Consider the following 12,092-nt stretch of genomic DNA (forward strand, 5'->3'; position numbering starts at 1 on the left):
AGATTAGGTGAGTTACTCATAATACATATTTAAAGAGGTAAAAATCAAAATAAAATTTTGTTTTGAATATTAAGCAACTATATATCAATTCTTTAAGATGTTTATTTATTTAAAATTGATGTCTTTTATATGCGGTATTGAAATCGATTCTCATTGCTTTAAATCGTTCAATTACCGTTGATATAAATTCTTCGTCCAAGATTTCGAACACATCATTAACGCCTCCTCCACTCAAATCAAGTTCTGCTAATTTATAGCTTTGTTCAAACGTGCCTTGTTCAAATTTTACAATGTATTTTTGATTCAACGAAAAGATAGATATTTTACATTCAGGATGTGGTAGTTCGGCAATAACTCTCATATTATAAAAATTGTGTGGTTTAATTAATCGATTGACTGACCGTTTAAGCTTCCTCGGCTTTCTATAATTTCAAAGCGAGAAAACAGCTCTTCTGAATACCATTTGCGCTCTCTGGTAAGCTTAATAACATCAGAGTGGTCAAATGATTTGTAGGCATAGTTTTTCATGCTCTCCGTATTTTCCCAAACAGAGAAAGTAGCCTGGTCGAGATAAGGATTTTCTCCAACACCAGCCGATAAGATATAACCCGGAGCTTCACGCATTGATTTTGCGGCTCTTTTTATATTACTTCTAAAATCTTTTACTTTACCAAAGTGGATTGCCGCCCGGGTTATTACAGCAACTTTACCTGTGTGAATCAGATTTGATTTTTCAAATATAAAAGGTTGTTTACCAGACCATAAACCATGTGATGATAAAGGCTTAAGTAATATAGTTAACTCTTCTAATCCAAATATCCGAAACCATTTAATTGTGAAAGATGTGTTATAAAATTCATCACAATCAGCTTTGTCGTTCCAGGTTGTTAAAATAGACCAATGTTTAAAATCTGGTGGTAAATCAACCTGAGCATCTTTACCGCTACCCATTAATTTCCAAAATTTACATTGCTTATTTAGCATCAATGGGATTCTTAGAATTGCCATTCCAATAAAGCCAAATATAATGTTACGTGTACGGAATTTTGTTATGGTTAAAGCTACAATCATGTTCGATGTGGATAATGGTTTCAAAACTAATGATTTTACTGATACCTTATTTTAAAAATTGTGTCATTAATGAAACGGAATCTTCATAATGAAAGACTCATAAGCCATCTTAAATTTAAATTTAGATTTTACTTTCAGTCCAATAATTCATATCAAATCGATACAGCCATAAATTTTCACCACATTTTCGTCATTATCATCTCGTGCATCCTTAAATCAATTTAATCATACTAACTTTGTTAACTATGGCAGAAGACTTATCAATTAACAGAAGTATTAGTAAAGCAGAGCAATATCAATCCTTAATACCCCAAATTGAGGGTTTATTACTTGGTGAAACTGATTTCGTGGCAAATATGGCGAATGTAGCCGCTGCACTTAAAGAACAATTCAATTGGCTTTGGGTTGGTTTTTATCTGGTTAAAAATGATGAATTAGTGCTTGGTCCATTTCAAGGTCCGGTTGCATGCACGAGAATAAAAAAGGGAAAAGGTGTTTGCGGTTCATCTTGGGAAAAAATGGAAACTTTAATCGTACCTAATGTGGATGAGTTTCCTGGGCATATCGCTTGTGCATCTGCATCGAAATCTGAAATTGTTTTGCCCTTAGTTGTCGATCAAAAAGTAATAGGTGTTTTAGATATTGATAGTGAATTTTTAAATCACTTTGATTCAACAGATAAAACTTATTTAGAGGAAGTTATATCTATATTGCTAAATAAATAATAGATATATAATTTTGAAATTAGATGCCGCATATTACCCTAACGATAACGTTGTTTGGCTAGCTAAAGATCTTTTAGGTAAAGTGCTTTATACAAATGTAAATAATAGTATTACAGCAGGCATTATCGTAGAAACTGAAGCATATTTTGGAATAGAAGATAAAGCATCACATGCTTATGGCGGGAGAAGAACCAATCGTACCGAAACCATGTACTGCATGGGTGGTATAGCTTATGTTTATCTTTGTTACGGTATGCACAATCTTTTTAATGTTGTAAGTTCTGTAGATGGAGATCCTCATGCAATTTTAATCAGAGCCATTGAACCTTTAGTTGGGATAGATATTATTGAGGAACGTAGAAAAATGGTTTCTACTAAAGCGTCAATTTCTTCGGGACCAGGTTCTGCAGCAAAAGCTTTAGGTATCGACCGGTCTTTTAATGCAAAAATTCTAACTGGTGATGAAATTTGGATAGAAGATCAAAACATAAAATACACAGAACAAGATATAGTAGCAACACCTCGAGTAGGTATAGCTTATGCGCAAGAGCATGCATTATTGCCTCTGCGTTTTTTTGTAAAAGGAAATAAATACGTTAGTAAACCAAATAAGATTTAATGCAATAAAACATTTTGCCTACCAACCTGTTTTTTGTGTAAATACATAACATCATGAAAAACGAAAAAAACATATCAATTTTAAAAGAAATGGCAGAAAGTGTGCGGACGTGTATGTTCACCACTTTTACATCGAAAGACGAATTTGGTAGTCGCCCGATGGGTACAGCAAAAATAGAAGATGACGGAACTATCTGGTTTTTTACAAACGAATATTCTCCAAAGTCAAAGGAAATATCTAAAGATGATAATGTGTTGCTAGCATACAGCGATCCATCAAAAAACACTTATTTAACGGTTAAGGGTAAAGCAGAGTTGGTTGATGATAAAGTTAGAAAAGAAGCTTACTTTTCTCCGTTTGTTAAAGCATGGTTTCCTGATGGAGTTGAAGATCCTAGCTTAATATTAATAAAAGTTACACCAGATGAAGCAGAATATTGGGATTCATCATCATCAAAAATCGTTGTTCTTTTTAGCATTCTAAAAGCTGTAGTTACTGGTGATACGCCAGACATGGGGAAACACGATACCATGAAATTCTAAAATATTAAATTTCTTTTAAAAGCAGGATTGGAAACAATACCTGCTTTTTTTGTAATATTGGACCAATGAAGTTTGAAAACAATTTAGCTTTCGCCGAGGCCTTAGATCAAGCCGATGATATAAAAGATTTAAGGCAACAATTTATATTTCCAAAACATAACCATAAAGAGTTTATTTATTTATGTGGCAATTCTTTAGGGCTGCAACCTAAAGCTGCTAAAGAGGTTTTAAATCGTCAATTAGATAATTGGGCAAACCACGCTGTAGAAGGTTGGTTTGATGGAGATGAACCCTGGATGTATTATCATAAAGAACTAAAAAAGTTGATGGCGCCTATTGTTGGTGCATTGCCTTCTGAGGTTTGCCCGATGAATACTCTAACCGTCAATCTCCATTTGTTAATGGTTAGTTTTTATCAACCAAAAGGAGAACGCTTTAAAATTATTATGGAAGGTGGGGCTTTTCCTTCAGACCAATATGCAATAGAAAGCCAGGTAAGGTTTCATGGATTTGACCCTAAAGAAGCGATTATAGAGGTTTTTCCTCGTGATGGTGAAGACATACTTAGAACAGAAGACATTGTTGCTAAAATCGAAGAAAACAGAAATGAGATAGCGTTAGTCTTATTTGGTGGTATTAATTATTATACCGGTCAGTGGTATGATATGGAAACTATAACAAAAGCTGGACATTCCATAGGTGCCATTGTAGGTTGGGATTTAGCGCATGCTGCAGGCAATGTTCCCGTTAAACTACATGATTGGGATGTTGATTTTGCTTGTTGGTGTTCTTACAAATACCAAAACTCTGGTCCGGGTGGCATAAGTGGCATATTTGTTCATGAAAAACATTTTGGCAATACAGATTTAAATCGCTTTGCTGGTTGGTGGGGATATCAGGAAAATAAGCGCTTTAAAATGGAAAAAGGTTTTGTTCCGGAAGCTGGCGCAGATGGTTGGCAGATAAGCTGTACCCAGGTTATGCCAATGGCTTTATATCATGCATCACTACAGATTTTTGAAAAAGCTGGATTTATTGAAGCACTCAGAGTGAAAAGTATTACTTTAACAAAATATTTAGAATTTGTTATAAATCAAGTAAATATAGAGTTAGGTTATCAGCAATATAGAATTATTACGCCTGAGGATTTTAATAGTAGAGGTGCACAATTATCTATAATAGCTAAGGAGCAAGGTAAGCCGATTTTCGATGGTTTAGTTGCAAATCATATACTTGGCGATTGGCGTGAACCAAATGTAATTCGATTAAGTCCGGTTCCGCTTTATAATTCATTTGAGGATGTATTTTTAACAGGGCAGGCACTGATGAAAATAACCAAATCCATTTTAAAATAAGATATTAGACTTAATGATAAATTATAACCCGAAAGATTGGTTCACCTTTATATTTCACGTTCATAAAGGCGATACCATACGAAAGCTCTGGCCATTAATGCTTAGCGTTTCCATCTTTTCAGCCTTTGTCGCTTTTTTAGAATTGAATATATTCAAATTATCCAAGAGCGATTATGTGAGTAATATCGGCATGATGCATAGTTTGCTTGGTTTCGTAATATCGATGTTGCTGGTGTTTAGAACCAATACTTCATACGATAGATGGTGGGACGGAAGAAAGCTTTTAGGCTCGTTAACTAACGTAAGCCGAAATTTTGCAATGAAAGTTAAAGCATTGAAGCTAAATGAGGAGGATATTCGATTTTTTGAATATGGCATTCCTAAATATGGTTTTGCATTAAAAGAACATTTAAGAGAAAAGCTTTACTTCGGTAAAAACAGTTTTTTAATAGAGGTTGAGGCTAGCAAACACATACCAAACCAAATTGCTAGTAGCATGATTTCGAAGTTATATGATTTAACTTCTAAAGGCTTTATCTCTCAAGAGCAATTAATTGTTTTAACCAATGATGTAAATCAGTTCACAGATATTTGCGGAGGATGCGAACGTATAAAAAATACGCCAATTCCATTTTCCTATAGTGCTTTTATAAAGAAATTTATTTTTATTTATGTACTAACCATTCCAATTGGATGGGTATTTAGTTTAGGCTATTATTTGGTTTTAATTGTTCCTTTTATCCTCTATGTATTAGCTAGTTTGGAGCTTATAGCTGAAGAAATAGAAAACCCATTTGGTGAGGATGCAAATGACTTACCTGTTGACCAAATTTGCAATAATATTGAAAAACATGTTGAGGAAATTTTAGGCTAATGATTAAGATTGCATGGAATCCATTATATGCTCACCCATTGCCTGAAGGTCATCGTTTTCCTATGTTAAAATACGAACTGATACCTGGGCAACTATTACATGAAGGTACCATATCGCAAGAGAATTTATTTAGTCCGGAAGTTGTTGAGGAAGATATAATTCTAGCTACTCATTCAAATGATTACTGGCAAAGTGTGAGAGATTTAAAATTATCGCCTAAAGACCAAAGAAGAATAGGGTTTCCATTAAATGCTGAGCTTGTTGAGCGGGAAAGGAGAATAACTCAAGGTACAATTGATGGGGCGAGATTTGCATTAGATAACGGGGTTGCTTTTAATGTAGCTGGCGGCACCCATCACTCGGGTAGCAATTGGGGTGAAGGTTTCTGCATATTAAATGACCAGGCAATAGCTGCTAATTGCTTGTTAAATAATAAATTATCATCTAGCATCTTAATTATTGATTTAGATGTTCATCAAGGAAATGGTACTGCTGAAATCTTCAAAAATGAGAGTCGAGTTTTTACATTTTCAATGCATGGAGATAAAAATTTTCCTTTTAGAAAAGAAGTATCCGATTTAGATGTTCCTTTAAATGATGGTATTGGTGATGAAGAATATTTATACTTGCTAGAACAGAATTTACAAATCGCTTTTAGAAAATCACAACCCGACTTTGTATTTTATTTGGCTGGTGTTGATGTACTTTCCACTGATAAGCTGGGTAAGTTATCATTAACTAAAGCTGGATGTAAAGAACGGGATAGAATTGTGTTTCAACATTGTAAAACAAAAAATTTACCGTTACAGGTAAGCATGGGCGGAGGTTATTCAACAGATATTAAGGATATTGTTGATGCGCATTGCAATACTTATAGACTGGCATTTGATTTATTTGAGTAAAACCGAAGGCTAAAATTTTGTTTATCTTCGCCAATATGTTGGAGATTATTTACGAGGATGAACATCTAATTGCTATAAACAAGCCTCATGGTTTATTGGTACATCAATCTTCAATAGCTAGAGACGCTATAGAATTTGCCTTACAAATGCTGCGTGACCAGGTTGGTAAAAAAGTAAGTCCAGTTCATAGGTTAGATAGAAAGACTAGCGGTATCCTATTGTTTGCTTTCGATAAGGAATCTGAAATATCTATGCAACAGCAGTTTATGAATGCAGAAACCGATAAAAAGTATTTAGCTATTTTGCGAGGTTTTACACCAGAATCAATGGATATTGATTATCCATTAGCAAAAGAAAATGGAACACTACAAGATGCTTTCACATCATTTAGAACATTACAAACCGCCGAAATTGATTTACCGTTTGGTAAACACAGCACTTCAAGATATTCTCTGGTAGAGGCAGCACCGAAAACTGGAAGAATGCATCAATTAAGAAAACATTTCAGCCATATACTTCATCCTATTATTGGCGATAGAACTCATGGATGTAACAAGCAAAATAAGTTTTTTTTAGAACAGTGGAATATGAGCACGATGTTATTACATGCTTCTGAATTAAGTTTCACACATCCAAAAACTTCTGTAAGAATAAACTTAAAGGCAGACTTGCACGACGAATTTAAAAGGGTTATGGAAATTATGAAATTTACCCTTTAGCACAATTTTTACCTCATAAATCTGTTTATAAATCATCCATGAAAAAATACTTACGATTAATCCTTCCCGCTTTAGTGCTTTTTGCCAGCAGTTGTTCTTCAGTTTACATGCCAAATGTACCTAATACGCCAATGCTAAGTAAGCAAGGTGAATTTAGTGGAGGCGGACATATCTCACTAAAAGGAAATACAAGTATTAATGGTGCTTATGCAGTATCTAATCACGTTGGTGTGCTATTTAGTGGTTCTAAAATGAGTAATGATAGAAAGGGAAAAGATTTTGATCACAAACTGATTGAAATTGGGGGAGGCTATTTTGATACTTTCGGACCAGACAACAATCGTATTATCGAGATTTATGCTGGTGTAGGAAAGGGTTGGAGTGATATCACTTATAGAGATTATAAAAATGATATTTTAATTAGCAACGAAGTACAAGAGGTAGATTACAGAAAGGCATTTTTACAAGTAAATTATAGCTCAAAAAGAAAAAATAATTTTCGAATTTTTGGTACCGATTTTCCGATAAACTATGGAACTGCCTTAAGAATTAGTCATTTAACAATGGATAGATTTTTCATCAATGGCATTGTACAACCAAAAGAAGATAATATATTTTTCGAGCCAATCTTTTTTACGCGTATGGGCTTGAGTAAAAATATACAACTTCAATATACTACAAGTAGCAATATTGGATTAAAAAGCAGAAAATACATGTCTGCCGGCAACTCTATATTTACTATTGGCGTAGTTGTTAATGTTGGCGGAAAATAAAGTATCTGGTCTTAAATTTATTTATTTGCTGCAGCTTTTAAATTTAAAGACTTTGTTTTGTTTTGAAACCTCAAAAACAGTAGGATAGAGGCTGTTAACAAACCAAATGTTAAGCCATACCAGATTCCATTAACACCCAAGCCAAATTTAAAGCCCAGCAAGTAGCCAACAGGAATACCAACTACCCAATAAGCTAAAAAAGTGATGAAGGTAGGAATGTTTACATCACCCAAACCCCTTAAAACACCTAATCCTACAACTTGTGTTCCATCAAATAATTGAAAAAAACCTGCTATAATTAGGAGTTGTGAAGCGATTTGAATAACTTTTAAATCTTCCGTGTAAATAAACGGCATTATATTATGTGCAACAACGAATAGTATTGCTGTGCAACTCATAAACAACAAAATCACATGGTAGCTGGCAATAGCCGATTTACGTAAATCATTAAAATTATTTCTTCCCAAATTGTTGCCTGTTTTAATTGTTGCTGCAGATGCTACACCGCTTGCAATCATATAAGTCATCGCTGCCAAACTAATTGCAATTTGGTGTGCGGCTTGTTCAGTTTCTCCGATTGTACCAATAAGAATGGCTGCACCACTAAAAGCACTAATCTCAAAAGAATATTGTAAAGCTACTGGTGCTCCAATCTTGATAATTTTGACTGACCTAACTTTATCAATAAATGTAGCTTTGAAAGAGATTAAATATTTTTTGAAATGCTTCGATTTGAGCACATAAATTGCCATCACGGTTGCCATTAAAACCCTATCGATAAGTGTACTCCAACCAACACCACTTACACCCATTGATTGAATCCCAAACATCCCTTTTACAAAAATAATTCCTAAAACGATATTGATGGCATTACCCCATATTGAAATATACATGGCTTGTTTTGTAAAGCCCAATCCCTCGGCAAACTGCTTGAAGGTTTGAAATATTAATAATGGAATAATTGAAACTGAAAGCAAACCTAGATAAGGTTTAGCGTATTTTACTACAGCCGGAGTTTGATTAATATTATCAATGACCAACAAAACACCGAAGTGAACTATTGCATAAAGGAATATTCCGTCAATAATATTTATAATTAAACTACTGGATAAAAGCTTGCCACATTCTTCATAGTTTTTACGACCATTTTCTTGTGCAATTAAAGGTGTTAAGCCATACGAAATACCTAAACCTATAACCAATATAAGTATAAAAATACTATTGACTAAAGAAACTGCAGCAAGTTGAGTAGTATCAGTATAATGGCCTACGATTACACTATCAGCCATTTGCACCAAAGTGTGTCCAATTTGTGAACCAACAATTGGTAAGGCTAGATGAAGATTTTCTTTGTAATATGGTTTATATTTTGCGTAAATGGTAGCCAGCATAGGAATGTAAAGGTCGGATTTTTAATGCTAACATTTAAATACCATTTTATCAGATTAGAAATCTATCTTACTGCAGTAAAATATTCCTCCTTTTCTGTTGTGTTGGTTCTTATTACGTTAGTCAAAATTAAATTGACAAGTATTTTTTGTGCCTTTCTGTAAGAACAACGTAATAGTTTAGATAACTCTTTGAGCGTTACCTTTTCATGTTCATCTAAATATTGTAATAGCTTTTTCTCATTTTCAGAATAGGAGATAAGTACACCAGAATTTTTATGGTCTTGTTTCAAAACCTCTAATATTATTCTGCTTGCCAGCACACTTTTATCATCAATTCTGATATATGCCCACCATTTTTTATTATCATCTAATGCGTAATGAGGTTTAGTGTCACTTTCAGGAATATTAACAACTAAAACCAGTTTATCATCAACATATATTTCTTCGAAAAAAGGTTCTATGGCTGGCTTGCAGTATTGGTGTGCTGAAGTTAAAATCATGTATTTTTCTTCTTCTTCTGATTTTACACCTTTGATTGTACCGTCATCAGCTACACCAACTAAAAGTTTACCACCTTTATTATTAGCAAAGGCAACAAGGCTTTTTGCAATTTTTTCGGTGTTGGTAATGGTTTTCTTAAAATCGAGCCTAACGCCTTCACCTTGCAATATCAAACTTTTTATACTGGGCATAAAACATATTAATAAGCAACCGTTGGCGTTTCGCCCTGGTGCAGGTTACGTATATAAACTTCATTCATAACGGTTGCACAAAGCTCGCCGCTTTTATTCGTAATTTCCATGGGGTAGGCTTTTACAAACTTACCAACTGTTTTTAATGCTCTTTCAGCTTCTGAAATCATTGCATCAGTAACTGTTATGGTAAAATATAAATGCTCGCGACCCGGTTTTAAATACTGTATAGATGCACTTTTTAACCAAACCCTAACTTTAAAACCTCTCCGCTGCATCAACTGGTCGAACATTAATGCGTAAAACGGATCTGTGGCAGCGTATATAGTTCCACCGAAGATAGATCCATTGTAGTTTTTATTTAAAAAGCTTTTACTAATTTTTACTGTTGCACTTTTAAATTCATCCTCAAACTTTTGTACCCAAATACGCTGAAAAAATAATGGTGGATATAAGCGCATGACCCATTTTAAGGTATTTTGAGAAATAATCATATATCACTAATATCAGAAAGATTTACCACCTTTTAAAGTTTTAGATAATATGATTTAGTAATATTTAAGTAATTAACTTAGTAGTAAGTTATACATCAATTTAACATATAATAGTGATTTACAATTCTCAATTTATTCAATATTAACCTTCAAACCTTTAGAGCCTGTACCTAAGTTGTGTTAATAGATAAATTTTAAAATTTATAATTAACTGTTAATCTGATGATTGATTATATATTTTATCATTTTTTATCAAATAATTAAAACCAAATCTTACTAGGGTTGTTGCTTACTGTAAATAACAATTAAAAACTATGAAAAAAGTAATCTTAAGTCTTGCGTTCGCTGGCTCTCTGATGATAGCCACTTCAGCATGCAATTCGTCTAAAAATATGGCTGGTTCTACAGACAGTACAATGACGGATTCTACCACAACTACAACAACGCCGATGGATACAGCTAAAACAACTACAACGCCACCGGATACTACAAAAACAACAATGCCACCTGATACTACAAAAAAAATGCCTCCAATGTAGGTAACTGAAAGCCACTCTTAACCAAGAGTGGCTTTTATTTTTATAATCTATTTTATTTATTTGTGCTTATTTGTACTTTCAGGCAATTAAACCAAATATTAAATGGATGCCCAAACCAAAGCAAACAATCGTAATGTCGTATTCTTAGTTATAGTAGCCGCCTTAGGCTACTTTGTAGATATTTACGATCTCGTTTTATTCTCAGTAGTTCGCGTACAAAGTTTAACCGAAATCGGTGTACCTGCAGATAGAATGCAGGCTGACGGATTTACCATCATCAATTCTCAAATGTTTGGCCTTTTACTAGGCGGATTGCTTTGGGGTGTTTTGGGAGATAAACTTGGTCGAATTAAGGTTCTCTTCGGATCAATTCTTTTATATTCTTTAGCCAATATTGCAAATGGTTTTGTTACCTCTGTAAATAGCTATGCTATAATTCGATTTATAGCTGGCATTGGTTTAGCAGGTGAACTTGGCGCCGGAATTACACTCGTAGCCGAAACAATGGATAAGGAAAAACGTGGCTACGGTACCATGATTGTTGGTGCCATTGGTTTATTAGGTGCCGCAGTAGCTGCAACAGTAGCATCAAAATACACTTGGCAAACTTCTTATTTTGTAGGTGGTGGAATGGGTTTAGCTCTCTTATTATTGAGAGTTGGCACTTTCGAATCGGGCATGTTTAAAAATGCAGCTAACCAATCAAATGTTGCAAAAGGGAATATTTTTATGCTTTTTAACAATAGAAAGCGTTTTCTAAAATATTTGTATTGTATTTTAATTGGCATTCCGCTGTGGTTTGTTGTTGGTATTTTAGTAACCTTGGCTCCAGAATTTGGAAAAGCATTAGGTGCAACCGAACCCCTAAAAGCAGGAACAGGTATAATGTTTACTTATTTCGGCATTGCAATCGGTGATGTAGTTACAGGCCTCTTATCACAAATTTTAAAATCAAGGCGAAAAACTGTTTTTCTTTTCCACTTACTTTCGGTTGTTAGTGTTATCGTTTATTTAACCAGTTTTGGATTAAATAGTTCCTCGTTCATTTGGATTTGCCTTTTTATGGGTTTCTCTGTTGGTTATTGGGCAACATTTGTAACTATCGCATCAGAACAGTTTGGAACAAATATTCGGGCAACAGTAACTACAACTGCTCCAAATTTTGTAAGAGGTGCACTTATTCCAATTACTTTTCTTTTCGAATATTTATCAAAAAAATATAGTTTAATAACAGCGGGATACCTTGTAATGGCGACATTAACCATCCTCGCTATTTTTGGACTAAGTCAGCTAAAAGAAAGTTTTAATAAAGATTTAGATTATTTGGAAGAATAAATTTTGTTGTATTCAAGTGAAGTAAATCCTTAATGTCAATAAAATGTACTATAAAAACTTA

The 12,092-nt window shown here is 33.9% G+C and carries 15 protein-coding genes; 10 read left to right on the plus strand and 5 right to left on the minus strand.

What is annotated here, in order from left to right:
• Positions 1–109 precede the first annotated feature (109 nt).
• Entirely contained in the window at positions 110–361 is a 252-nt protein-coding gene (locus ACFOWA_RS05520) for a hypothetical protein (protein ID WP_378982566.1), read from the minus strand.
• A gap of 23 nt (positions 362–384) precedes the next feature.
• Complete coding sequence (locus ACFOWA_RS05525) at positions 385–1,095, minus strand: DUF3291 domain-containing protein (protein WP_378982568.1); 711 nt, start codon at positions 1,093–1,095, stop codon at positions 385–387.
• Positions 1,096–1,316: 221 nt separating this feature from the next.
• On the opposite strand from ACFOWA_RS05525, the gene ACFOWA_RS05530 reads away from it, so the two are divergent.
• From ACFOWA_RS05530 to ACFOWA_RS05565, 8 genes are all read left to right on the plus strand, one after another.
• Positions 1,317–1,796, plus strand: a complete 480-nt coding sequence (locus tag ACFOWA_RS05530; RefSeq protein WP_378982570.1) for a GAF domain-containing protein — start codon at positions 1,317–1,319, stop codon at positions 1,794–1,796.
• 13 nt (positions 1,797–1,809) lie between these two features.
• On the plus strand, positions 1,810–2,415 hold the full coding sequence (locus tag ACFOWA_RS05535) for a DNA-3-methyladenine glycosylase (RefSeq protein WP_378982572.1): 606 nt from the start codon (positions 1,810–1,812) through the stop codon (positions 2,413–2,415).
• 53 nt (positions 2,416–2,468) lie between these two features.
• The gene (locus ACFOWA_RS05540; RefSeq protein WP_378982574.1) at positions 2,469–2,957 is read left to right on the plus strand and encodes a pyridoxamine 5'-phosphate oxidase family protein; all 489 of its coding nucleotides are present in this window, start codon (positions 2,469–2,471) and stop codon (positions 2,955–2,957) included.
• A 65-nt stretch (positions 2,958–3,022) separates the two neighbouring features.
• Positions 3,023–4,312, plus strand: coding sequence for a kynureninase (gene kynU / locus ACFOWA_RS05545; RefSeq protein WP_378982576.1), 1,290 nt, complete (start codon positions 3,023–3,025; stop codon positions 4,310–4,312).
• A gap of 13 nt (positions 4,313–4,325) precedes the next feature.
• Positions 4,326–5,186 carry a bestrophin family protein gene (locus ACFOWA_RS05550; protein ID WP_378982578.1) on the plus strand — a complete coding sequence of 287 codons (861 nt, stop codon included), beginning with the start codon at positions 4,326–4,328 and terminating at the stop codon, positions 5,184–5,186.
• Positions 5,186–6,088, plus strand: a complete 903-nt coding sequence (locus tag ACFOWA_RS05555; RefSeq protein ID WP_378982580.1) for a histone deacetylase family protein — start codon at positions 5,186–5,188, stop codon at positions 6,086–6,088. Before ACFOWA_RS05550 ends, ACFOWA_RS05555 begins: the two co-directional genes overlap by 1 nt.
• A 35-nt stretch (positions 6,089–6,123) precedes the next feature.
• The gene (locus tag ACFOWA_RS05560) at positions 6,124–6,807 is read left to right on the plus strand and encodes a pseudouridine synthase (RefSeq protein WP_378982582.1); all 684 of its coding nucleotides are present in this window, start codon (positions 6,124–6,126) and stop codon (positions 6,805–6,807) included.
• A gap of 38 nt (positions 6,808–6,845) precedes the next feature.
• A complete protein-coding gene (locus ACFOWA_RS05565) occupies positions 6,846–7,580 on the plus strand; it encodes a hypothetical protein (RefSeq protein ID WP_378982584.1) in 735 nt (244 codons plus the stop codon).
• A gap of 17 nt (positions 7,581–7,597) precedes the next feature.
• Here ACFOWA_RS05565 and ACFOWA_RS05570 read toward each other — a convergent pair whose 3' ends face one another.
• The 3 genes from ACFOWA_RS05570 to ACFOWA_RS05580 all read right to left on the minus strand — a co-directional run bounded on the left by ACFOWA_RS05570 (position 7,598) and on the right by ACFOWA_RS05580 (position 10,157).
• Positions 7,598–8,971 (minus strand): MATE family efflux transporter, encoded by a 1,374-nt coding sequence (locus tag ACFOWA_RS05570; RefSeq protein WP_378982586.1) that lies wholly within the window; start codon positions 8,969–8,971, stop codon positions 7,598–7,600.
• Between the two features lie 62 nt (positions 8,972–9,033).
• Positions 9,034–9,663 carry an AlbA family DNA-binding domain-containing protein gene (locus ACFOWA_RS05575; RefSeq protein WP_378982588.1) on the minus strand — a complete coding sequence of 210 codons (630 nt, stop codon included), beginning with the start codon at positions 9,661–9,663 and terminating at the stop codon, positions 9,034–9,036.
• An 8-nt stretch (positions 9,664–9,671) separates the two neighbouring features.
• Entirely contained in the window at positions 9,672–10,157 is a 486-nt protein-coding gene (locus ACFOWA_RS05580) for a PaaI family thioesterase (RefSeq protein ID WP_378982590.1), read from the minus strand.
• Positions 10,158–10,471: 314 nt separating this feature from the next.
• Between ACFOWA_RS05580 and ACFOWA_RS05585 the strand changes: the two genes are divergently transcribed.
• Positions 10,472–10,696, plus strand: a complete 225-nt coding sequence (locus ACFOWA_RS05585) for a coproporphyrinogen III oxidase (protein WP_378982592.1) — start codon at positions 10,472–10,474, stop codon at positions 10,694–10,696.
• Between the two features lie 102 nt (positions 10,697–10,798).
• Entirely contained in the window at positions 10,799–12,031 is a 1,233-nt protein-coding gene (locus tag ACFOWA_RS05590; RefSeq protein ID WP_378982594.1) for an MFS transporter, read from the plus strand.
• The last annotated feature ends 61 nt before the right edge of the window (positions 12,032–12,092 follow it).

This window comes from Pedobacter lithocola (genome assembly GCF_042650845.1).
In the GTDB taxonomy this organism is placed as follows: Bacteria; Bacteroidota; Bacteroidia; order Sphingobacteriales; family Sphingobacteriaceae; genus Pedobacter; species Pedobacter lithocola.

Bases quoted from the DNA above. Each gene is read 5' to 3' on its own strand.
- ACFOWA_RS05550 (WP_378982578.1), top strand. From the start codon at position 4,326: ATGATAAATTATAACCCGAAAGATTGGTTCACCTTTATATTTCACGTT.
- ACFOWA_RS05560 (WP_378982582.1), top strand. From the start codon at position 6,124: ATGTTGGAGATTATTTACGAGGATGAACATCTAATTGCTATAAACAAG.
- ACFOWA_RS05520 (WP_378982566.1), bottom strand. From the start codon at position 361: ATGAGAGTTATTGCCGAACTACCACATCCTGAATGTAAAATATCTATC.
- ACFOWA_RS05575 (WP_378982588.1), bottom strand. From the start codon at position 9,663: ATGCCCAGTATAAAAAGTTTGATATTGCAAGGTGAAGGCGTTAGGCTC.
- ACFOWA_RS05585 (WP_378982592.1), top strand. From the start codon at position 10,472: ATGAAAAAAGTAATCTTAAGTCTTGCGTTCGCTGGCTCTCTGATGATA.
- ACFOWA_RS05570 (WP_378982586.1), bottom strand. From the start codon at position 8,971: ATGCTGGCTACCATTTACGCAAAATATAAACCATATTACAAAGAAAAT.
- ACFOWA_RS05530 (WP_378982570.1), top strand. From the start codon at position 1,317: ATGGCAGAAGACTTATCAATTAACAGAAGTATTAGTAAAGCAGAGCAA.
- ACFOWA_RS05590 (WP_378982594.1), top strand. From the start codon at position 10,799: ATGGATGCCCAAACCAAAGCAAACAATCGTAATGTCGTATTCTTAGTT.
- kynU (WP_378982576.1), top strand. From the start codon at position 3,023: ATGAAGTTTGAAAACAATTTAGCTTTCGCCGAGGCCTTAGATCAAGCC.
- ACFOWA_RS05580 (WP_378982590.1), bottom strand. From the start codon at position 10,157: ATGATTATTTCTCAAAATACCTTAAAATGGGTCATGCGCTTATATCCA.
- ACFOWA_RS05540 (WP_378982574.1), top strand. From the start codon at position 2,469: ATGAAAAACGAAAAAAACATATCAATTTTAAAAGAAATGGCAGAAAGT.
- ACFOWA_RS05555 (WP_378982580.1), top strand. From the start codon at position 5,186: ATGATTAAGATTGCATGGAATCCATTATATGCTCACCCATTGCCTGAA.
- ACFOWA_RS05565 (WP_378982584.1), top strand. From the start codon at position 6,846: ATGAAAAAATACTTACGATTAATCCTTCCCGCTTTAGTGCTTTTTGCC.